Origin of the sequence: Anabaena lutea FACHB-196, assembly GCF_014698305.1 — a bacterium.
In the GTDB taxonomy this organism is placed as follows: Bacteria; Cyanobacteriota; Cyanobacteriia; order Cyanobacteriales; family Nostocaceae; genus Anabaena; species Anabaena lutea.
Genome location: NZ_JACJST010000010.1, coordinates 83424 through 105750, shown reverse-complemented (window position 1 = coordinate 105750; position 22327 = coordinate 83424). Strand labels below are relative to the sequence as shown.

At 39.7% G+C, this 22327-nt stretch carries 21 protein-coding genes; 4 read left to right on the top strand and 17 right to left on the bottom strand.

The window, feature by feature from the left end; genetic code table 11:
- Nucleotides 1-10 precede the first annotated feature (10 nt).
- Nucleotides 11-1414, bottom strand: coding sequence for a two-component system sensor histidine kinase RppB (rppB, locus tag H6G59_RS12775; protein ID WP_190714945.1), 1404 nt, complete (start codon nt 1412-1414; stop codon nt 11-13).
- Nucleotides 1411-2109: a two-component system response regulator RppA gene (gene rppA / locus H6G59_RS12770; RefSeq protein WP_127055593.1), complete on the bottom strand. Its 699-nt coding sequence runs from the start codon at nt 2107-2109 to the stop codon at nt 1411-1413. The genes rppB (H6G59_RS12775) and rppA (H6G59_RS12770) overlap by 4 nt, the downstream gene beginning before the upstream one ends.
- A gap of 929 nt (nt 2110-3038) precedes the next feature.
- Here rppA (H6G59_RS12770) and H6G59_RS12765 point away from each other — a divergent pair.
- Nucleotides 3039-4133 (top strand): cysteine synthase family protein, encoded by a 1095-nt coding sequence (locus H6G59_RS12765; RefSeq protein WP_127055592.1) that lies wholly within the window; start codon nt 3039-3041, stop codon nt 4131-4133.
- A 27-nt stretch (nt 4134-4160) separates the two neighbouring features.
- A complete protein-coding gene (locus H6G59_RS12760; RefSeq protein ID WP_127055591.1) occupies nt 4161-5486 on the top strand; it encodes a hypothetical protein in 1326 nt (441 codons plus the stop codon).
- A gap of 403 nt (nt 5487-5889) precedes the next feature.
- Here the strand turns inward: H6G59_RS12760 and H6G59_RS12755 are convergent, their stop codons facing one another.
- From H6G59_RS12755 to H6G59_RS12740, 4 genes are all read right to left on the bottom strand, one after another.
- Entirely contained in the window at nt 5890-6180 is a 291-nt protein-coding gene (locus tag H6G59_RS12755; RefSeq protein WP_127055590.1) for a hypothetical protein, read from the bottom strand.
- A 112-nt stretch (nt 6181-6292) separates the two neighbouring features.
- Nucleotides 6293-6763: a DUF2808 domain-containing protein gene (locus tag H6G59_RS12750; RefSeq protein ID WP_127055589.1), complete on the bottom strand. Its 471-nt coding sequence runs from the start codon at nt 6761-6763 to the stop codon at nt 6293-6295.
- 567 nt (nt 6764-7330) lie between these two features.
- Entirely contained in the window at nt 7331-7819 is a 489-nt protein-coding gene (locus H6G59_RS12745; RefSeq protein WP_190714943.1) for a DUF2808 domain-containing protein, read from the bottom strand.
- A 260-nt stretch (nt 7820-8079) separates the two neighbouring features.
- Complete coding sequence (locus H6G59_RS12740) at nt 8080-8544, bottom strand: DUF2808 domain-containing protein (protein ID WP_127055587.1); 465 nt, start codon at nt 8542-8544, stop codon at nt 8080-8082.
- A 472-nt stretch (nt 8545-9016) separates the two neighbouring features.
- Here H6G59_RS12740 and H6G59_RS12735 point away from each other — a divergent pair, with 472 nt between their 5' ends.
- Entirely contained in the window at nt 9017-9208 is a 192-nt protein-coding gene (locus H6G59_RS12735) for a CbtB domain-containing protein (RefSeq protein WP_071846710.1), read from the top strand.
- Between the two features lie 305 nt (nt 9209-9513).
- Nucleotides 9514-10680 carry a hypothetical protein gene (locus H6G59_RS12730; RefSeq protein ID WP_190714940.1) on the top strand — a complete coding sequence of 389 codons (1167 nt, stop codon included), beginning with the start codon at nt 9514-9516 and terminating at the stop codon, nt 10678-10680.
- A 5-nt stretch (nt 10681-10685) separates the two neighbouring features.
- Here H6G59_RS12730 and H6G59_RS12725 read toward each other — a convergent pair whose 3' ends face one another.
- The 11 genes from H6G59_RS12725 to H6G59_RS12680 all read right to left on the bottom strand — a co-directional run bounded on the left by H6G59_RS12725 (nt 10686) and on the right by H6G59_RS12680 (nt 22090).
- Nucleotides 10686-11285 (bottom strand): hypothetical protein, encoded by a 600-nt coding sequence (locus H6G59_RS12725; protein ID WP_190714938.1) that lies wholly within the window; start codon nt 11283-11285, stop codon nt 10686-10688.
- Between the two features lie 268 nt (nt 11286-11553).
- Nucleotides 11554-12954 carry a two-component system sensor histidine kinase RppB gene (rppB, locus tag H6G59_RS12720; protein WP_190714936.1) on the bottom strand — a complete coding sequence of 467 codons (1401 nt, stop codon included), beginning with the start codon at nt 12952-12954 and terminating at the stop codon, nt 11554-11556.
- The gene (gene rppA, locus H6G59_RS12715) at nt 12932-13669 is read right to left on the bottom strand and encodes a two-component system response regulator RppA (RefSeq protein ID WP_127055583.1); all 738 of its coding nucleotides are present in this window, start codon (nt 13667-13669) and stop codon (nt 12932-12934) included. Before rppA (H6G59_RS12715) ends, rppB (H6G59_RS12720) begins: the two co-directional genes overlap by 23 nt.
- Before the next feature lie 31 nt (nt 13670-13700).
- Nucleotides 13701-13832 (bottom strand): hypothetical protein, encoded by a 132-nt coding sequence (locus tag H6G59_RS27605; RefSeq protein ID WP_277924632.1) that lies wholly within the window; start codon nt 13830-13832, stop codon nt 13701-13703.
- Between the two features lie 291 nt (nt 13833-14123).
- A complete protein-coding gene (locus H6G59_RS12710) occupies nt 14124-15110 on the bottom strand; it encodes an RpoD/SigA family RNA polymerase sigma factor (protein WP_190714934.1) in 987 nt (328 codons plus the stop codon).
- Nucleotides 15111-15259: 149 nt separating this feature from the next.
- Nucleotides 15260-16075: a CemA family protein gene (locus H6G59_RS12705; RefSeq protein WP_241993564.1), complete on the bottom strand. Its 816-nt coding sequence runs from the start codon at nt 16073-16075 to the stop codon at nt 15260-15262.
- Nucleotides 16076-16412: 337 nt separating this feature from the next.
- Nucleotides 16413-16622: a hypothetical protein gene (locus H6G59_RS12700; RefSeq protein WP_242038861.1), complete on the bottom strand. Its 210-nt coding sequence runs from the start codon at nt 16620-16622 to the stop codon at nt 16413-16415.
- Between the two features lie 349 nt (nt 16623-16971).
- Nucleotides 16972-17886 (bottom strand): cation diffusion facilitator family transporter, encoded by a 915-nt coding sequence (locus H6G59_RS12695; protein WP_127055579.1) that lies wholly within the window; start codon nt 17884-17886, stop codon nt 16972-16974.
- Nucleotides 17887-17999: 113 nt separating this feature from the next.
- On the bottom strand, nt 18000-18305 hold the full coding sequence (locus H6G59_RS12690) for a DUF190 domain-containing protein (protein ID WP_277872014.1): 306 nt from the start codon (nt 18303-18305) through the stop codon (nt 18000-18002).
- Between the two features lie 87 nt (nt 18306-18392).
- Nucleotides 18393-18935, bottom strand: a complete 543-nt coding sequence (locus tag H6G59_RS12685) for a hypothetical protein (protein ID WP_127055578.1) — start codon at nt 18933-18935, stop codon at nt 18393-18395.
- A gap of 35 nt (nt 18936-18970) precedes the next feature.
- Nucleotides 18971-22090 (bottom strand): efflux RND transporter permease subunit, encoded by a 3120-nt coding sequence (locus tag H6G59_RS12680; protein WP_190714932.1) that lies wholly within the window; start codon nt 22088-22090, stop codon nt 18971-18973.
- Nucleotides 22091-22327 lie beyond the last annotated feature (237 nt).

Below are 22327 nucleotides of genomic sequence, written 5' to 3'. Positions count from 1 at the left end.
ATTTGCACTCCTATTGATGCGAGCGACGATGTAACATTGTCAATAAGTACATAGAGCGATCGCTCTTTAGTGGAGCAACATCCAAAGGTAATTGAACTGTAAAAGTGCTACCTTTACCCAATTCGCTTTGTACATTTAATTTACCTTGATGTGCTTGAACAATAGCTTGAACAATGGCTAATCCCAATCCAGAACCGCCAGTGCTACGGGAGCGATCGCTATTGACTCGATAGAAGCGGTCAAAAATTCTAGTCAAATCATGCTGCGGAATACCAATACCCGTATCTTGAACCTGAATCACAGCATAATGGTCACTGCGATCTAGACAAACGGTTATCTTTCCTCCTTTTGGTGTGTATTGAACTGCATTGATAATTAAGTTAGAAAACAAGCGATAAAGCTGATCTGCATTACCAATAACATCCAAAGAAGTTGACACTCGTACAGAAGATGTTAATGTTACATCAGATGCGATCGCCAAGGCTGCAAATTCCTCTATTAAATCGTTAACAATATCATCCAAGCAGCAAATGTCTCGTTGCATTGGCATTGGTTGACGATCCAGACGAGTCAGCAGCAACAAATCTGTAACCAGAGTTGTGAGTCGCTGATTCTGACGCTGTAGAGTTTGCAGAATGTCCCGTGCTTCTATTTCATCTATTTGGGGCATCAAAAGGGCTGATTCTACTGTCGCTTGTGTTGCTGCTAGAGGTGTCCTTAACTCGTGTGCGGCATCTGCCGTAAATTGTTGAATTTGTCTATATGAGCGATAAATTGGTTGCATTGCTAGTCCTGCTAACCACCAACTAGCAACACCAACCAGAGCCATTACCATTGGTAATCCCAATGCTAAAATGAGCTTCACAGCAACAAGATAACTGTTGAAGTCTGCCAGACTTCGCCCTACTTGAATGTAACCCCAATCACGATTGTCTTGGGTGTGTAGAACAAAAGAAATTTGGTGGTAGAAATGTCCTTTGCTGTCTTTCAGAGTTTGCCAAAGTTCCTTGTTAAAGGCTACGGGTAATCCTTCTGGATAAGTTCCGGCGATCGCAATCAAGCGTCCGGAATTATCGAAAAAACGCACATAATAATTACCTTGATTGATTGCGCTTAAAATATGGCGTTTGGGATTTAACTGCTCTTGAATGCAGCTTTTATCAACTACACAAATATTGGGTAAAAGCTGCTGTATAACTGGTTCTAATTCACCAGGTTGCTGTAATTTTAGTTCAATACTGTCGTGTAGTGTTCCGGCAACAGACTCCAGTTCTCGATCTAATGTCATCCAATGGGCATGGGAAATCGCTCTGTAGATACCAAATCCGCACAGGCTTAAAATCAAAGCCATAACGAGGGCATACCACAAGGCTAAACGCAGGCGGGTCTGCTTAAACAGTTTATTTTGATTCATGGCGTGAGATTGAGACGATATCCTGTACCATGCAAAGTTTCAATCATATTCCCGCAGCCACTATTAGCTAGTTTGCGACGCAGCAAACGTATTTGAGCAGCTACTACATTACTTATGGGTTCTGCACTCACTTCCCAAAGCTGATTGCGAATTTGTTCAGTAGTCACAATTTGGTTTGGATGTTTCATAAAATACTCTAGTAACTGGAATTCTTTATTAGTTAAGGAAATCTCCTGTTTCTTGCCTGTATTATTTTGACTAACAACCATATTGTTACCGTAATCTAGAGTTAAGTTGCCAACAGTTAATTCTTGAGGCTGAAATTGGGGCGATCTCCTCTGTAGCGCCCGCAACCTTGCCAATAATTCCGCCATACCAAATGGCTTTACTAAATAGTCATCTGCACCTGCATCTAGCCCCGCAACTTTATCTTCCATCCTATCTTTTGCCGTCAGCATTAATACAGGCAAAGGGCTTTTGTGAGAACGTAGCATTTTGCATAACTCTAATCCTGACATTCCAGGCAGCATCCAATCGAAAATAGCTAATGTGTATTGTGGTGTCCACTTATTGTCTAAATATGCCCACGCATCATTACCATCTAGTACCCAATCAACCAAATACTTCTGCTGGATAAGAGTTCGTTTAATAGCTGCCCCCAAATCTGGTTCATCTTCTACTAGTAGCACTCTCATAGAGTTCTCCTGTCAACTTTGCGTATAAAATATTTCTTGTCTACAATACCTCCAGTCTTGCACCTTCACAGATAATATTAAAAACCTACCCCCTGTGAAACCTCCAACCCTCTCCCTGCGAGCAAGGAAGACCTCATGTAATTGGGAAAAGCTACAAGTGTTTACAAGAATCTATTGAGTCATTACTCATTTTTACAAGTAAGTATGAAATCAAGATGAAATTCCAGCTACTTCCAGAATATTTATAAAATATTTTGGCGTTAAATAGCTATTAGACAAATTAAATTCGTTAGCGCTGTGTTTATGACACTGAACCTTGATCTATAAAAACAAAGCCCACAGTAAGTTGAGCTTCATTGCAGTGCAAACAAAAGTGTAGGTAGTAAAGTAAATCATAAATATCATTTTAATAACAATTGCAAAATCATAGCTACTGAATATTTCAGAAAATGAGCAAATATTTAAGACATAATTTAAAATTTCATCTTAATTTCATAGTCAGCGTTCAGCATAGAAATATCGGATATATTCATAGTGAAATACAGGTTTTTATCGAAACTTGCTTTCAATAATGACTCTGTTATACCAATTTTATGTGAGGCTGCACAGAATCCTGAAATTCATTGAATGTTTCATCTTTATCTGTGTTCATCTGCGGTCAATTATTCTTGATATTTTATTCTATGCAGCTTCATATTAATTTGGTATTAGACATAAATTATTACCTAAGAAGGATGACTGCTATGGATACTTGAATAACTCTCTTCCCCGAAGAAGTATTGAAGGGATACATATTTTCTTTATTTACACTAGCACTAAATTGAGGCTGTAAATATAACAGAAGAAAAGCCTTATTGAGTGAACGAGTTCATGAAGTAGCAATCACAGTAATTTAATCATTTTTCTGATTTTTCTACTAGATGTTCAATATGAATTATCTTCCTAAATCTTTACCGTTCGAGAACTTTTCTAGTTCACAATTCAACAGTCGTAATAGATATACAAAGATTACAGCTATTGATGTTACACAGGCACTAGGAAATGTACCTATTGTACGACTTAAAAACATCTCTCGTGTATGTCTTGAATCAGAGTGTTTATTGAAACTAGAGAGCTGCAATCCTGGAGGATCAATTAAGGAGAAAAATGCAGTTTACCTCGTCAAGCGTGCGGAGGAAGAAGGACTACTTCTACCTGGTGGTACGATTATCGAGTCAAGCTCAGGAAATTTCGGCGTTGGTCTAGCAATGGTAGGAGCAGTCCGAGGGTATCGAGTTATTATTGTTGTCGATGCCAAAACTGCGCCACCGTTTAGACGAATGCTCAAAGCTTATGGTGCAGAACTTGTAGATGTACCGCTACATGAGGCAGACGAATCAGGCTCTATGCAAAAGGCAAGAATGAAACGAGCGCATGACCTTGCCGCAACCATTCCTAATGCTTGGTATCCATGTCAGCACATGAATCCTTGGAATACTGAGGCACATTCATACTACACTGCGCGGGAAATTGAAGCCCACTTTGCTGGTGAACTTGATGCTGTCGTGGTAGGTGTTAGCACGGCGGGACAAATAATGGGAATAGCTCGTTATCTCCTACCGCGATTTCCAAAAATACGTATTGTTGGCGTTGATGTGGTGGGTTCAGTGATTATGGGAACGCCTGCCAAACCGTACAAGATGACGGGTATTGGGTTATCTTTCTTTCCACCAAATCTCGATCTTTCAATGCTTGATCGCGCTTACGTGATACCAGAGGATATGGCTTACTCAGTGTGTCATGCACTTGCAAGTCATGAAGGATTGCTTCTTGGTGCATCAACAGGGGCAATTGTCGCTGGTGGTTTGCATTTGGCGCACTCTCTTGGTGCTGGTGCGCGGATTCTGATGATTAATCCAGACCGAGGTGATAGATACCTTGAGACAGTCTACGATTCTGATTGGCTTGATCATCATGGATTTACCTTGAAACAGGGGAAACATCTTGATGATGCGATCGCCTCACTGACTCCTCTGTCTTTCTAACTTCATCGGATAGCGATAAGAAATATCATGAATACTCCACCCCATATTGAGGAAAGTAAAAAAGCATTTCAGGAGCGATCGCTCCTGACGCTATTCACCCAGTTTATTCCTCTTTCCCTGTCCGATGTGGCAATGACTCTTGGTGATCCGCTTCAGACAGCGGCACTCAGCCGCCTTGCATTCCCGCAGGAGACATTAGCAGGAGTAGGAATTGTAAAAGCGGTAGCTGTATTTCTTGAAAGCCCGATTATCATGATTCTTCATGCATCAACGGCGCTGGGGAGCTATGCCGCTTCTCGGCGTGCGCTTTGGCAGTTTACAGTAATTGCAGGAATCTCCCTTAGCGGTATCTTTCTGGTACTTACCTGGGAGCCTGTGTATAACTGGCTTCTTCTTGATGTATTTGGAGTCAGCCCTTTCATCGCCACACGAGGCAGAACTTCTTTTCTTTTGATGTTTCTGTGGCCGTTCGTCATTGCCTGGCGGCGATTTTTTCAGGGGCTTCTTATCCGTGCTAAAAAGAGTGTTCCCGTCGGATTGGCAAGTGTTGCACGATTTATTTGGGTAATTGTAGCGCTTGTAGTGGGAGTAAATTTCAGATTTGATGGGGCGCTCCTTGCAGGTGTCACTATGATGGGAGCAATACTCATTGAAGCGGTAGTTGTTACATGGTTTTATTCACATCTCAGTATTAACTCTATTCTTGACCAGCAGATAAAGCTTCACACGGATAACCTTCCTAAAACCTTTAAAGGTGTCACATTTTACTATCTTCCTCTTGCATCAACAATGCTTCTAATCTGGGGTGCGAGGGCAATACTCTTGAGTTTTGTTGCTCGCTCATTCGATAGTAGTCTTGCTCTTGCAGTGTGGCCTGCAACCTGGGGACTGGTTCTTTCTATTGCAAACGGTACAAGAATGGTTCAGCAAGTGGTAATTTCTTCTTATGAAGATACATCAAAGCGGATACTTGCTACTTTTGTAGTTCTTGTCGGTTTGGGGTTTACCTCGATACCGTTGTTTCTGGGGTTTACGAGCCAAGGATTTTCGCTTCTTCGTCAGTTTTTTGGCGATAACCCATCTCTTGTAGAAGCAGCACTTCCCGTCATACAAGTACTTTCGTGCTTACCCCTCCTCCTTGCACTCCAAAATACTTTTCAAGGGCTTCTAATTCACCGCGCAAAGAACTGGTTCATTAATCTTGCAACATTAGTTGCCGCAGCCCTCACCTTGATAGTATGTGGAAGTCTCATTTTCACCGGACATAGTGGAGCTACTTCAGCAGCCTATGGAATGATTGCGGGAATTGTGGGTGAAATTATAGTCCTTATTTTCGTACTTCAACATAAATAAAAAGGAGTGCGATCTCTTTCCTTCCCTTGGCTACGTAACACTACCGCGTTAGCACAATCTGTTCGTAGAACTTACGGGACGCTTTGCGCTTAGGAGACGCTACGCATAGCTTCCCCGTATCTCTTACGGGATCGCAGGAAAGGGGTACGCTTTTACCGCAGACATCGCACTCCTTTTAATTCAACTGTCTTTAGCCATTTTAGACAGCATTGTGTTTGTGTGTGAGAGCGTAAACTTGCGGGGGCGCTACCGCTATCAGTTAAGTGAAGATCCTTGGCATCGTATAACTTCTAAAAACGGCGTTGCTCAATCATGAAATGATTTGGTTCCGTGAACGAAGTTTCAATGTTTCCAGCCTCTAATTCATCCCACAAATATGCAACGCCCTAAAAACTTATCTTGCCTAGTTATTCGGAGTCCCAATCATCTCATGCATCTTGTTCATCTGCTGTGTATTCATCATCTTTTTGCAACAGCTGCATCCGGTTTGAGTGGGCTGCTGTGGAGTCTCGTTAGCTGGCACTGGCACTGTTTTTTGGCTAATTTGTTGTTGAGTCTGATTTGCCTCTTTTGTAGTAGTGCTGGAAGTGGCAGTCTGAGTACGGCTCTCTGCTAGACTAGGACTAGCAGACAATGTTAGCAGCGCAAAAATAGCTAAAGTTCCGGTTAATACTGTCTTCATACGTGTAGACATATTCTCTTTGACCCTCTATGTTTTTATCGATTTGTTAGTTCTTGAGGAACTGAAACTATATTAGAATCTCCGGTCGAGTGGAGAGTCAAGCGGTCAATCTGTATCGTCTAGATCAAGGATAAGTCTGAATCTGAGCTAGACCAAGTGGAATTGCTTCCGTGAATCCAACTTTCTTGGCGTAAACTGGGTATTGCCAAGTCTCGCTATACATTGGGATATTAACCCCTTTCATCCGAATTGATATGGTTGTACCAGGGGCTACTGATTCCGAAAAAGCTATAGTAGCTTTTCTGTTGTTCATGGAAACCATTGTAGGAATTTTTTGACCTAATTTATTTTGGACTTCAATTCCTTGATCAATACTTACTCCTTCTGGTAAATCAATCGCCAATTCTGAAAGAGCTTTACCTTGGACATGAACATCAAATTTATGAGTAGCATTTGGGATACGGGCATCATTAGGAACAGCAGCACTATTTCCTAAATGGGAAAATTTAGCATCATTTGGATTTTTAGCCCAAGCAGTAGGAACTGAAGATGCAAAAACTAAGGTAAAAGCAACCGCGTAAATCAGCTTTTTCATCGATATTCTCCTTATTTAGTTAATCAATTATCTATATAGGAATCCAACTTGAGTCTTGCTATGTATACTGAGAAATAAAACCTTGTTTGGCAGGCTGTCAGTCAGCTTGATTTTTCAACAATCAAATGGGATTTCTATATATTTATAATTATGAAAGCTATTGATGAAATCAAGATGAAATATTGTTATATCAAGGGAAATTTAAAATATAGTTAATATTATACGCAATTACTCCAAGTTATTTAGGGGATGCTGAATAAATGTAAAACTTAGATAAATCAAGGAATACAGGGGAATAAAATACAAATAAAGTGTAAAAAAAAGGATGATGGTGTCAAAAACCGACCATTTTTCCATGCTCAATACTATTCCTGCTTTCTTGCAACACTTCCTGAAATCCTAGCCCATGACTTACGTCACGCTGCGCGAACACAGATAACTTTTTCAGCAACACCTATTTATGATTAAACTATTAAATATCTAAATTTAAAAGCAATTAAAAATTCTCCTGATAGTTAACTCAAAAATCAGTTAACTATCAGGAGTTTTATTTGGATAGCGAAGATTTTAAGGACTAATACGAAATCTAGCTACACCTATAGGTATTTTTGCATCACTACCAATGAGATCAGCAGATAAATAATAAACAGGGCCATTACCAAGAAATGGTTGTTTGACATTATTGATGTCAATCTCTAGCTTAGTGTTAGGAGAAACTGGTTCAGCAAAAGCTAGTAGTATAGTCTTGCCATTCAAGGAAACATTAGCGTTAATTTTCTGACCATTCTCTTTATTTACAACAACATCATTAGTATTATCGCTCCACCTTACAGTACTTGGAACTTCAATATTTAACTGCGAAACACCTTTGCTATTTTTAGGAACGTGTACTCGCAAAGTATGTCTAACAAGCGCCCAGCGAGTCGGAGGAAATTGGTAGTTACCATCAACATGAGGAAGACTATCATTTTCTTGATTGGCACTTACATAGTTTGCAGGAATTAAAAATGCAGCAGCTAGAGTAGATATAGCAATATAAGATAGCAATTTTTTCATGTTTACTCCTAATCTAATTAGTAATCTCAGCAAATATTTAGATTCGTGTTTTGTAAGCTGTTATAAACTAATACATAACAACTAAGTAAAGATAGAATTATCTATCTCCTAGATTCACGCAAGCATCACGAGAAGTTATAAGTCTTCTCATTAACTCGGTTACTGTTTTAAGTCAAAAAGGTCTACTACCTTTATTGATCAGTTTGACAGGTCTTAATGAAATCTGGATGAAATTTTTGATTAACATGAAAATCTAAATATTAAAATGTAGGGAATTGAGCTACACCAATGGGAATCTCTACCTCACTACCAACAACTTTAGCTGAAAAGCGGTATACTGAAGCTGCACCAGTAACTGGTTGTTGAACTTTATTAAAATTCACTAAGAGTTTAGTGTTAGAAATAACCTTTTCAGGGAACTCTATAATAATTTGTCTGCCATTGGCGGAAATATTAGTATTAATTTTCTGCTCATTCACATCTAAAACATCAATGTCATTACTCACAGCGACAGTAGGTGGAGTTTGAATAATAAGTTGGGAAACAGCGTTGTTATTTTGGGGGATGTTTAACCGAAAAGTGTGTTTTACCAAACGCCAGCTATTGGTAGGATATTGCAAATTATTCTTAATAATAGTCTCCTTAGCATTTGCATGACCAAAGGAAATGAAAGCTATAGTGGCAAGAGCAAACACTGTACCTGTGTAAATCAATATTTTTTTCATCTTGAATTGTTAAATAGTCATTATGTCAAATAAGTTACAGGTTTCTACTAAATAAACCTTTACATAATAAGTCTGACAGGTCAGGATGAAATTAGGGTGAAATTTTGACTGGTTCAAAAAATAATTTGTTGATGTTGTGTTAGATAGCCAGTCCGAAAGTAAAACTTTGTTGAAGTAACGAAAGAAAAATTTAAATGAACCACGAAGACACGAAGGAAGCGAAGAAAGAAATACAAGATCAAAAAATTCGGCGCAAGCTCATAAAGAAATGGTATTACTTATAATCTTCTTTTATAAATGTTTCGTCTGCTTTCAAAAATACTTCCTTAACTTTGACTGATGCAAATTAATTAATACATTTTATACACTCTTGTCAGACAGAAAGTTTATGGTATATCTTTACTTGCAATCGAGCAGCAAGCAAAATGCTTTTGATTAATGAATCACCCAAATTAGTTTTCAGAGGTCAAAAATGACTAATTTTTCTTCTACTTCAGTGTTGCGGAAGACCGCAGGTCTTACTTTGTCTAAACCAGTACAAGTAACACTTTATATGCTGCTATCTTCTTTGGTTATCTGGACTGTTTTGTTCTCTACCTATCCTGCGGCTCATAACACGGCACATTCAGCGCGTCACCACACTTTAGGCGTTGCGTGTCATTAAATTATCATAATCTCAAGATTTTTCTGGTGCATGAGATTTTGCTAAAACACTCGGTAAAATAACGCCACGAGGATGGCGCAGATTTCGCGCCATTTTTTGAGATAGAAGTAATTTCAAGTTTTGTAAAGTAAAGATACTTTGTCTTTCATCTCTGCATTATTTTGCTTTGATTTCATACCATCTCTGATTTATTGTCAATATTTTTACTGGAATTCTTCACTCTGTAGTGAATAGAAGCTGATAAGGTAACTTTTACTGACAACTATCAAATATTAACCGAAGATACATAGTTTACGTAAGGTTTTATGAAAAAATATCGACTGTTTGGGGCGATCAGTGCTGTTTGTGTTGCGTTGTCAATTCTTTATTCCTTTGTAGGAGTTTCCCAAACTCCTATACCCAGAGTACAACTCTCTACTAACCCACCTTTAGAACAGATTCATCCCTTTGAAGCAGGAACAGATAAACCACAATCTCCCGTTACACTAACGCTACAAGCTCTTGATGCTATAGGTAAACCCTTAGAAAATACCAAAATTAGCTTACAAATTCTGACACCACCACCTAATCCTTGGTTGACTACAGATTTCCCCATTGTCGAGGGAACAAAATTACTACAAATGGATGCGGCTGCACCTGATGGTAAGTTAGAAATTCAGCAGATGTTACCTATCCGTGGGAACTACCAACTGCGGGTAAATGTGTCACCCTTAGTAGCAAATGCTTTTACCCCCTATGAACAAACCTTGAATTTGAATATCCAAGAAAATCCAGTTAAATACAAATATTTTGCTGTTTTTGCAGCTATCTTACTATCAGTTGGATTATTAGGTGGTTGGGTTATCGGCGGACAAGAAGAACTACGACAAGGAGAAATTGCGCCGCAATCTGTGCGTCTTTTGTTAAGTGCATTGACAGTGGTGGCTATAGTAACTTTATTGTTTATTAACATTAGTGCAGAAGTTGCAGAGGCTCACGGTAGTGGACACTCAAGCGGTAAAGAAGAAATCGCACCATCAGTCCAAAAATCTCAAGGATTAGAAGTCCGTGTTGAGGGAAATAAAAACGCAACGGTAGGAAAACTTGCGAATTTAACAGTGAATGTAAAGGATACTGCAACAGGACAACCTATCAAGGATGTAGGGTTACAGGTGAAGGCGATCGCTCTAGAAGATAATTTAACAGTCTTTGCCTACAAGGGAGTTACTGACCAAGAAGGCAAGTTAACATGGCAAGAGCAATTTTTTGATGGCGCACCTCACAAAGTTGAGGTCGAAGCAACTCCTAGCCCTGGATCTAAGCGTCAATTTCCAGTGGTGAAAGTCGCACAAGAAGTTGAAGTTGAGGGAATTGCACCGCCAATGTACATCCGGTTGATTGGTTTATTCTACTTTACTGCCATTGTGGGTATTGGTATGGCAATAGGATTGCTAATACAACAGCGGCGAAAACCACAAGCTGGGGCAAATTAAAAGCATCAACGCTTGACACTACGCCGTATCAATATTCCTAAAATACCCAGTCCTAAGAATACAGCACTAGCGATCGCCAGAATATTCCATTCTTGTTTAGTCGTGCTAGTTGCAGTTTTTTCTGACTGGGTTAATTTTTTGGATGAAGGAGATGGTGCATTCACACCAGATGCAACCGTAACCTGATATTTCATCTGAAATGACTGGAAATTACCTTCAGTTTTAGGCGTACAGTTTAACTCCAGTTGATAAATTCCAGTATTGGGAAAGACAATATCTGCTCCAGGAATACCTTGATATTTTTCAACTGAGATAGCTTTGACAGTAGGTTGTAGCACTGGTAAATCAGCAGGTTTACGAGGTTGCAAGTAAACAGCCATTTGACAATTAGCCTGCTCTAGTGGCAGGATTTTTCCTCCTTTGCGGGTAAGTGCAACCCAGGCTTTAGCATATTCTCCAGCTTTGGGAGTATGGTAAGGCTCAATGTGCCAAGTGCCTGCCACATCCCCTGATACTTGAATATTGTGAGCAGTAGCAGGAGTCACAAATAAGGCGAAAAACAGCGTGTAGCTTAGAGTTTTATTGATAGTTGATAGATATAACATTTTATTTGTAACCTTCACACAAGCCACAGCCTACGTCAAAAGAGAAGCATTCAAACTTAACTTTTTTAGTGATTTTATTTATAAGTACCCAAGCAAAATTAATTTAACATATTGAGTGAAAACAAAAATGTCTGTATTCCTTACCTGTTAAGAGTTCCCTGTTCCCTCTCCCAAATATAAAATTTATTTTGCACGACTACTTATCTTTTAGGAAAGTATTCAATTTTCAATTGCTTGCGCGATAGCGTTCAGCGCTCCGTAGGAATCGCTAACCCAAATCCAGATCCCTCAGTACGACGCGAGCGATCGCTTCGTCTGTCAAGGGTAAGTGAACAATGAAGGTGCTACCCTTACCAAGTTGGCTTTGCAACTGTATACTACCTCTATGAGCCTGAACAATTGCTTGCGCGATCGCTAATCCCAATCCAGATCCACCAGTACGACGCGAGCGATCGCTATTCACTCGATAAAAACGTTCAAAAATTCGCTTTTGCTCCGGCGACGCAATGCCAATGCCTGTATCTTTAACTTCAATCACTGCATCAGTATTGCTGCGTTTGAGGATAACAGTTACACAACCACCAGCAGGGGTATATTGAATAGCATTAGCAATGAGATTAGAAAGCACACGTAACAGTTGGTCTTCATCTCCCATCACGTATAAAAACTCCTGGCATAAAACCGAAGATGTTAACTGCAAAGAAGCCGCAGCCGCTAACGCTGAAAATTCTTCTATCAGGTCATTAATCAAAACATTCAGACAGCAATGTATTTGTTGTGTCGCTAACATTTGCTGTTCCAATCGAGACAGTAACAGCATATCCTGAACTAGTTCAGCTAGGCGATGATTCTGACGTTGAATAGATGTCAAAATATCTTGCACTTCCTCCGGCAGATACTCCATATCAAATAAAGTTTCTACCGTCGCATTAATCGCTGCCAGAGGAGTACGCAACTCATGAGAGGCATCAGACGTAAACTGTTGCATTTGTTTATAAGACCTGTCAATTGGTCGCATTGCTAACCCTGCCAGCCACCAACTAGAACCGCCAACTAACAATACCGTAATTGGCAATCCTACCGCCAAAATTAACTTCAAAGCAGCGAGACGACTATCAAGGTCATTGAGATTACGCCCTACCTGAATATAGCCCCAATTTTGATTATCTTGAGTGTGCAGCAGTAGAGACTTTTGACTGTAGCGATTGCCTTGTAAATCTTTGACTATTTGCCACACTTGGGTTTGCACAGTCGGTGGCAATTCATCAGCTTGGAAACCTGCCACTGCAATTAACCGTCCTGAACCATCGACAAAACGGATGTAATATTGCTTATCTTTGTATACAGAACTAAAAATACCGTGTTCATCAGGGGTGCTTTGACCGTGACTCAGGATCTTTTGGGTAGGGCAACTGGACTCAGCTAAACAAATATTTGGTAAAACCTGCTGGAAAACTGGCTCTGTCAGACCGGGTTGTTTCAAATTCGGTTCAATTACATCATGTAGTGTCCCTGCTACCGATTCCAGTTCCCGGTTGATAGAAGCCACATAAGCATCAATAATTACCTTGTAAACCACAAAACCGCACAAGGATAGAATCAGAGCCATAACTACCGCATACCAGGTAGCCAATTGCCAGCGAGTCTTACGAAATAGTCGAATCTGCATTGCCAGGATTAAAACGATAGCCCATACTAGGGATAGTTTCGATTAGCCCATCACAACCATATTCCGATAACTTGCGTCGCAAAAGTCGAATTTGGGCTGCTACTACATTACTAACGCGTTCTGCACTAAAAGCATACAGATGATTCAAAATTTGGTCGCGGGTAATAACTGTATTAGGACGTTTCATCAAGTATTCTAATAATTGGAATTCTTTTTTTGTTAAATAAATTACCTTATTTTCACCATTCGGGTACTGTCGAGAAACTGTACAATTACCGCAGTCTAGGATCAGACCACCAACTTGCAATTGTAAAGGCTGGAACTGAGACGTAAGCGATGCGCCTCCTAAAGCAGATCGCCTTTGCAAAGCCCGCAACCGTGCCAGCAGTTCTACCATACCAAATGGCTTTACCAAATAGTCATCAGCCCCTGCATCTAGTCCTGCTACCTTATCTGCCATGCTATCTTTAGCAGTTAGCATCAGCACTGGTAAAGCATCACCCCGATCCCGTAATCGCTTACATAGTTCTATCCCTGACATTCCTGGTAACAACCAATCAAAGATTGCCAGTGTATATTGAGTCAAATCATCTTCTAAATAAATCCAGGCTTCGTTTCCATCCAAAACCCAATCAACAATATATTTTTCTTTACTCAACTTTCGCTGAATCGACGCACCCAAATCTGGCTCATCTTCAACAAGCAAAACTTTCATAAGCAGCAGATGTATTTTAGTAATTTGTTCATTAAATTAGACGCAATTGAGCGACACCAATTGGTAACTCTGCATTTATACCAGCGAAAAGGTTAGATATATTGTAGAAATTATTATCAGTAGTAACTGCTGTTTTTTTAACATTATTCATTGTTCTATTCATTACGCTTTCATAATCACTTTACTAAATTCATTAATAATCAGAATTATTTTCAGTGAAAGATGTTACCTCTTAATAGTTTGACAAAATAAGATGAAATTTGGGTGAAATTTTCGCTAGTTACAGAGATTTCTTAAAAAAACAAATAAGTGACCTTTGATGAAGCTATAATACTTTTGTAAATGTATCATTTTTTATAGTCTTAAAGCTATCTCTAACGCTGTTTCAGCTTATAATGATGTTGACAAATAGTTGAAAAAGCAAGATATTCATACTGAATGTTTTGTCATACATTTAACTGAAAATATACTCTTGTAGATTTGTGTGGCAACGACGGAGGTAACTCAGTGCTTGTTTTTCTAAGTAACGAACTCTCCTCTCACTAATGTTAAGCTGTTGAGCTACCTGCGTCAAAGTGAGTTCGCAATTATCTTCTAAGCCATAATGCAAAATTAAGACTTGTTGCTGCTGTGGAGTTAATTCTCTCAGTGAGAGATAGATATCTTGACGCATTAAATTTTGAGTTACTTGGATTTCAGGGGAGGCTTCTGGAACTTCTGTTAAAAATTCTTGCAATTCTGTGTCCTCGTTATCGCCCACTTGTTTATCAAATGAGACAGGTTGACGAGATATCATCAGCAGTTCGCGGATTTGAGCAGGGTTTAATTTCATCTTTTCTGCAATTTCAGACATACTAGGACTGCGCTTTAATTTTTGAGATAATTCCCTTTGCACTTTTTTAAGTTTATTCAACTTTTCGGTAAGATGAATTGGCAGTCTAATAGTTCGTGATTGCTGAGATATTGCTCGTGTCATTCCCTGGCTAATCCACCAATAAGCATAGGTAGAAAACTTATAGCCACGAGTGGGGTCAAATTTCTCTACACCACGCTCTAAACCTAATGAACCTTCCTGAATTAAATCCATAAACTCCACATTTCGTCCTTGATATTTTTGGGCAATAGAAACCACTAAACGAAGATTTGCTGCCATCATCTTTTGCTTCGCCTGTATACCGTGCTGAAAAATTTCCTTCACTTTTATTTCACTAAGCTGTACATATTTAGCTAATTCTTTTTGAGATGGTTCGTGATTGAGTTGTTTTGTTAAAGTTTCTTTCTGTTTATATAAGATAATCATCTGCTGTACCTGTTTGCTATATAAAATTTCTTCCTCATGAGTCAACAATGGTACACGAACAATATCTTGCAGATAATTCCGAACTATATCTGTGCTGAATTTAGTCTTTGAAGTTGTTGTAATTATGTTACGATTTGGCATATATTTAGTATTTTTTGTGTATGTAAAAATTACAGCAGATTCGATGTTGATGAAGTACAGTAACCGATTGAACTTCAAGCTTGAAAACTACATTCTGAAATTGGTGTACCTCATTTACTCCAAAAGTGCTGTAAGTATATTTATATAAATTATTCATTCATGTTACGATAAGTAGCTACGGCTGAAGGAGAACTCCGATTGAGGTAGCGGAATATCCAATATTTAAAAATTGTATCCATGATGACTGGTACAGTAGCAATAAATAAAGAAGTAAGACTTTTATTTTCTGGTAAACCGTAATGTTTTAAAGTACTTTCTAGAATTATTCCCCAACCATAGGAGGAGTGAAACCCGACAAATATATCTGTAGATAGAATAATTAAAAAAGCTTTGGCAGAGTCGCTTAAACTATAAGTTATATCGCCAGCAAAAGACCCAAGAATAGATAGCTGCTGCTTATTGGTTAAAATTAAAATAATTAATGTGATGGCTGTAAGTATATCTGTAAAAACATTTGTTACTGCATTAATACTTTTAATTTTATTGTCTGCTACTAACGCAATAGCTTTTTTCTTAATCTTCTTTTGAACAAGCTCGTCAGAGAATGTGGTGATTTTACCTATTTGAGCTTCAAAATAAACACTTTGCTCAAATCTCTTGAGTTCCGCTAAGGCTTTTTCTTCTTGAGAAGAATTTAAGAAAATATTTGACTCTTGTGAATTCCAGAATCTCTCAACTAGGGGAGTGATTACAAAGTTTCTCGAAAGCTGATTTATCAGTAATGGAACTACAATCAAAATTAACAAAAAACGGACTGAGGAAATTGTTTGAAGTCGAGAAGCGCGAAACTCTTCAATAACCTTTGTTTCGGCATTTGGATCTAACTGCTGCTGAAATTTTCCTATTGTCCGCAGGATAGAGCGAGGAATAAAGCTCATCTTTTGAGATGATGACTTTGGTTTCATTTTAATTTATAGGCATCAAAATTGTAGTTGCACCCATAATTTAGTGAGGCAACTGCGGCGTTTTAAAGAGCTATAAGATTTACAGCAGTTTTCACCTATTTCAATCACATCTATCATAGGGGCTCAGCATTGCGCTTTACCCCTACAATATGGTGTATTTACAGTCAGATACTGTCAGACTTAAGTCTCTAAATTCTACTTTACAAAAATCGTGTGAAATTCAGATGAAAAATCAGTTTTTTCAAGATGTTGTTCCAGTTTGATACTGAATCTGGGCTATTTACCCCCTTTATATTCTTCTGTTCTGGTACAACGATATGCTTTGCGATCGCACTGTTCAAACTACTATTGACAACTCTGAAAGTGCTTTACCTTGGACATGAACATCAAACTTATGAGTAGCATTTGGGGTATTAGCGGTATTAGGAACAGCAGCACTATTTCCTAAATGAGAAAACTTAGCATCATTTGGATTTTTCGCCCAAGCAGTAGGAACTGACGCAACAATAGATAAAGTAAAAACAACCGCATAAATCAGATTTTTCATCAAAACACTCCTTGTTGTTTGATTAACTCTATATCTATAATTGTGAATGATAGTGATGAAATTTAAATGAAATATTGTTAGTTTAAGTAAAATTTATAATAATCTATTTCTGAGATGTAAGAATTCAAAACTTTTGTTAGTCTTTAAATTAAAGGATTAGAATAAAGAATCAAACAAACTTCTGACATTGAACTTATTTCTGAATACAAGGGAAGAAGTTTGTTTTATTGAATAGTATTGAGTTTAAATATTTACACAAAATATAGCTACACTTATAGGTGTTTCTGCATTGCTGATAACAAGATAAATCCCCATCACATTTTCTGTTCATACCCTCAATTCAATTGATTTAAACCACATTTTCTTGAGCAAGCGGACAAGGAAAACTTGGATCGCCTATTTCTATCTGAATTGTAGTGTGTTCGATACCAAAATGGTCGTGAAGTTGTTGATTTACCTGAACTAAAAAAGCATCACTAGGATTTCCAGAAGGCATAATTAAGTGAGCAGTGAGAGCTGTTTCTGTGGTACTCATCGCCCAGATGTGCAAGTCATGAACACTAGATACACCAGGAAGTTCAGCTAAGAATGTACGGACTGCAAGTGGTTCAATACCTGCTGGTACTGCATCTGTGACTAAGTTCAAAGATTCTTGGAACAATTGCCAAGTACTCACAATAATCACGACAACGATCATCAAACTTACAACTGGGTCAAACCATAGCCAACCAGTGGTAACAATCGCAATACCAGCCAGGACTGCACCCAAAGACACCGCCGCGTCAGCAACTAAGTGAATAAAAGCTCCCCTAATATTCAAGTCTCTTTCACGACCAGATAAGAACATTAAGGCACTTCCCATATTAATGGCAATACCTACCGCAGCCACGCCGATAATTGTACTACCTGATACTGGACTAGGTTGAGCAAAACGCTGTATGGCTTCCCAGGCAACTGCGCCAGAAGCTACGAGTACGAGGACAGCGTTCAAAAGAGCTGCCAAAATAGAGGAGCGACGTAACCCGTAAGTGCGGCGTGGTGTTGGTTGGCGACGACCGAGGAAGCTTGCTCCCCAGGCAAGTAACAAACCTAGAACATCACTCAAATTGTGACCAGCATCGGCAAGTAGAGCAAGGGAATTGGCAGCTAACCCATAAACTACTTCAATGACAACAAATCCAGTGTTGAGAGCAACGCTAATAATGAAGGCACGGTTGTAATTAGTCGGTTCGTGGCTGTGTCCGTGACTGTGATTGTGAGACATGAATCTGCCCTTAAGGTGATTTCTGAAAAGAATTTTACTAATGACAAGGGCGCAAGCTTTGCGCCCCTACGGTGAATTTTTAAACACCTGGTAATTTTAATTCTGGAAATCACCTAAAGCGTTACCAACGGTGACAGAATTTCTAGGTTTTGACAAGTGACAAACTTATCTTTAAGCATATCTTTGACCAAGGAAAAAAATTCGGTTATTGCACTTTCACTATCAATAACTGTAATAACAAGTGGTAGCACAGAAGACTCAATAGATGGATCTAGCTCGTTCATAGTGCGAAAAATACCATGTTTGCCATATCCAGAAATTGCTCGCATCACCGTCATCCCTGTTATTCCCTGTTGTCGAGCGATTCCCAATAGAGTTTGGTGAAGTGGTTGGTGCTGCCAACCATCAGACTCACTGATATAGATTGTTAGCTACTTCCATTTAATTGGTTCGTGATTGTACTGTTGAACCATAACTGTTATCCTGTCGCTACCACTTGCTATTAATTATCGCTTGAAGGTAAAGCGTCCATTAAATTTTTCACCATTGACATCAGAAAGAATAGCAACTTTATACTCACCTGCTGCTTTTTCAGAAAATACAGCATGGTAATGTTGTTCTTTAGCTTCATAAGTGAGGGGAAGCGATTTTTGACTACCATCAGGTAGCTGAACTTGAGCAGTTACTTTTGCATCCGACACTGTAGTATGTTTTTCTCCTTTCTTTAAATAGAAATCTAAATGAGTTTCATTATCCTTTGCTTCAGTAACAAACTCCAAATGATACTGCCCAGACTCTATAACTTGACCGCCATGTGAATGTTCACCTTTACCGTCTTCGGAATGCTCTTGAGCATTATTTTTATTATGAGAATGACCATCATTTTCCGAGTGATTATCTTTCGCTGCGGTTTCAATTTTGGCAGCCGTCTCTGTTGTTGATGCCGATTTATTCTCTGAATTTACAGCTTGATTACTGCCACTACAAGCACCTAAGAAAAGCAAGCTTACACTACCTAAAACTACGAAGCTGGTCTTCAGAAATTTCATTGATTTACACTCCTCAATATTTGGTCAATTAACAACTAAAAACTTGCCTCTCCTGCAATTTCTGTCTGAACAATTGGTTCAGCCTTTCTCGGCACTAAAAATCTACCAAACTGTACATACAAAGCCGGAAGTACTAACAGGGTTAAAGCAGTTGAGGTAAACAATCCCCCTAACACCACAACAGCTAGTGGCTGGAGGATTTCTTTTCCGGCTCCACTACCAATTACCAAGGGTGCCATACCCAAAGCTGATGATAATGCCGTCATTAAGATAGCAGCCAACCTTTCTACCGACCCTTCCATCAAAGCCTGCCGCAGAGGTTGTCCTTCTGCCATCCTAGAATTGTAGTTCTCAACTAGTAATAGTCCATTACGTGTAGCAACGCCGAATAAGGTAATAAATCCTACCATTGAAGCTACAGAGAGAATACCACCAGTCAAGGCTATGGAAATGACTCCACCCACTAACGCCAAGGGCAAGTTTATCAAGATCATGATGGTGGCAGGAATCGACTTGACAGCAAAGTAAATCAGAACTGCGATCGCAACAAGTGCTAATCCCCCAGCCGAAAGTAAAGTTTTCGTCGCTCCTTCTTGCGCTTCAAATTGACCACCGTATTCAATAAAATATCCAGCGGGTAATTGCACCTGTTGCTTAACTCTGTCCCGAATATCCTTAATTACAGAACCTAAATCTCGTCCACCCACGTTGCTGGATACGACAATATAGCGGGAGACGTTTTCGCGGTTGATGGTATTGGGGCCTGTACCATAGTTGATTTTTGCAACTTGAGCTAAGGGAATTTTTTGTCCGTTGGGTGTATCAACTAGCAAATTACCGATAATTTCAATATTGTTACGGTATTTTTCTTGCAACCAAACCACCATATCAAAGGTTTGTTGTTGCTCCAATACTTGAGAAACGACTCGCCCATTGAGTGCAGTTTCTACTATCTCTGACAATTCGCCAATAGTTAAACCATAGCGGGCTGCTGCATTGCGGTCGAATTGAATTTGTACCTGTTTAATCGGTACTTGCGGTTCTAGTTGCAAATCTACTAGACCCGAAACACCGCCCATAGCTGATTGTACTTGTTGACCAAGGGTGCGGAGTTCTTCCAAATCGGGTCCAAAAATTTTCACAGCGATCGCACTTCGTACCCCAGAAAGCACTTCATCCATCCGGTGCGAAATAAAACCACCGATATTGGGAACGACTCCGGGAATTTTATCAAATTCTTTACGAATCATTTCAATTGTTTTTTCTCGGTCTTTTGCCCCCTCGTCGCTGAGTTGGACATCTATTTCCGCCCCATTTACACCAGCTACCTCAGTATCCCCCTGAGCGCGTCCAGAGCGCAATTGAGCCGTTTCAACCCCAGAATTTTTTTTCAGGGCTTCTTCGATTGCTATCCCTACTTGATTAGTCGCATTCAGAGATTGGCCAGGCATTAAAACTGCGGCGATTACCAAAGAGCGGTCTTGGAATTCTGGTAAAAAAACTTGCCCTAACGAGAGTAGAATCATCGTTGAAGCCACAAAGGCAGCGATCGCACCTGTCAAAATAATCTTGGGGCGACGAATAGAAAATTTCAAAAGTGGACGATACAGGCGATGGGAAAATCGTTCAACCCAAGTTTCTGTACTTGGTAAACGCCGATTTACTAGTAAAAGGGCGCACAGTGCTGGAGTCAATGTCAGTGCTACTAAGGTAGAAGCGCCAATTGACAGCAAATAAGCTACAGCCATCGGTGTAAAAATCCGACCTTCTACACCAGAAAGAGCAAAAATTGGTGCAAAGACGACTGCAATAATGATTGTCGAGAACAGTACGCTTACCCGCACCTCCACTGAGCCATTAAAAACAACTTGCAGTGGTGGTACAGGATTACCTGCTATTTGGTTTTCTCGCAAACGGCGGTAGACATTCTCCATATCGACAATTGCATCATCCACCACCGAACCAATCGCAACAACAAGTCCGCCCAAAGTCATTGTATTGATGCCTTGTCCCGTCCAATTCAGGATCATCATTCCCAACAACAAAGACACGGGAATCGCACTCAAACTAATAATCACCGTGCGCCAGTTCATCAGAAATAAAATCAAGATCACACAAACGATGATTGTGCCATCACGCAAAGCTTCTTCAACGTTTTTGAGCGAGGCTTCGATAAAATCTTCCTGACGGAAAGTAGTTGTAATTTTCACATCTTTGGGCAGACCGACTTGAATTTCCTCTATTGCTGTCTCAACTGCCTTCGTTACTTTTGGCGTATCTGCTGCTGGCTGTTTGTTGACTGTCAAAATTACCGCTTTTTTACCCGCAAAACTGCCATCGCCGCGTTTGAGTGCTGCACCAATTTGGACATCCGCCACTTGTTCCAACAGGATTGGCGTGCCATTTTTGGCTTTAATTACTGATTTTTTTAGCTGTTCAATAGATTCAATCCGTCCAACCCCTCGCACCAATGTCTCTTGGTCAGGAGTAATTAAAAATCCCCCTGGTGCATTAGCGTTGGCTGCTTGTGCTGCTTTGGTGACATCATCAAGGGAAACATTAAACGCTTTCAATTTGTCTGGGTTTACCAACACTTGATACTGACGCTCATCCCCACCAAATATGACGACATTACTTACGCCAGGGACAGCAAGCAGGCGGTTTTTCACTTGCCAATTGACAATCCGCCAGACCTCCATCATCGGAGTGGTTTCAGAAGTAAAGGCATATTTGACAGTCCATCCCAAAGGTGAACTAACAGGCAGAACCTCTGGGTTTTCCACACCTTGCGGTAGTTGACTGCGTGCTTGTTGCAACCGTTCCGTTACCAATTGGCGGGCGCGATAAATTTCTGTATCCAAGCTAAAAGTCGCTCTCACAGATGAAAGACCGACAGCTGAGGCAGAACGCAATGTTTCTAGTCCGGGAGTGCCGTTAATCACACTTTCTATCGGTCGAGTAACTAGGGATTCAACCTCCTCTGGTGCAAGTCCTGGGGCTTCGGTCATAATTTCCACTTGCGGTGGAGCAAAGTTGGGAAATACATCCAGTGGCATTTGCGTAAGGATGAGAAAGCCCCAAACAGATATGAGGATGGAAGCAATAACTATTAGCCAGCGTTGAGCGATCGACCATTTAACAATAGAATTAAGCATTAGTGAGAAAGATAAAGTTTTACTGAGGATGAGTCAGCATTAACTTTCTCTAGGATGACAGACTGGAATGAAATTCAGGTGAAATTTTTACAAGGGAGAGTTTAGGTGATAAGCTACGCTCCATCGTAGGCGATCGCGATTCCTTTACTCCTTTTTTGAAATCCATAACTAATTATCATTGGGTTATTGAACATCAATGAGTTGCCGTAAATGAGTCAGCTAAACGTTAAAATAATG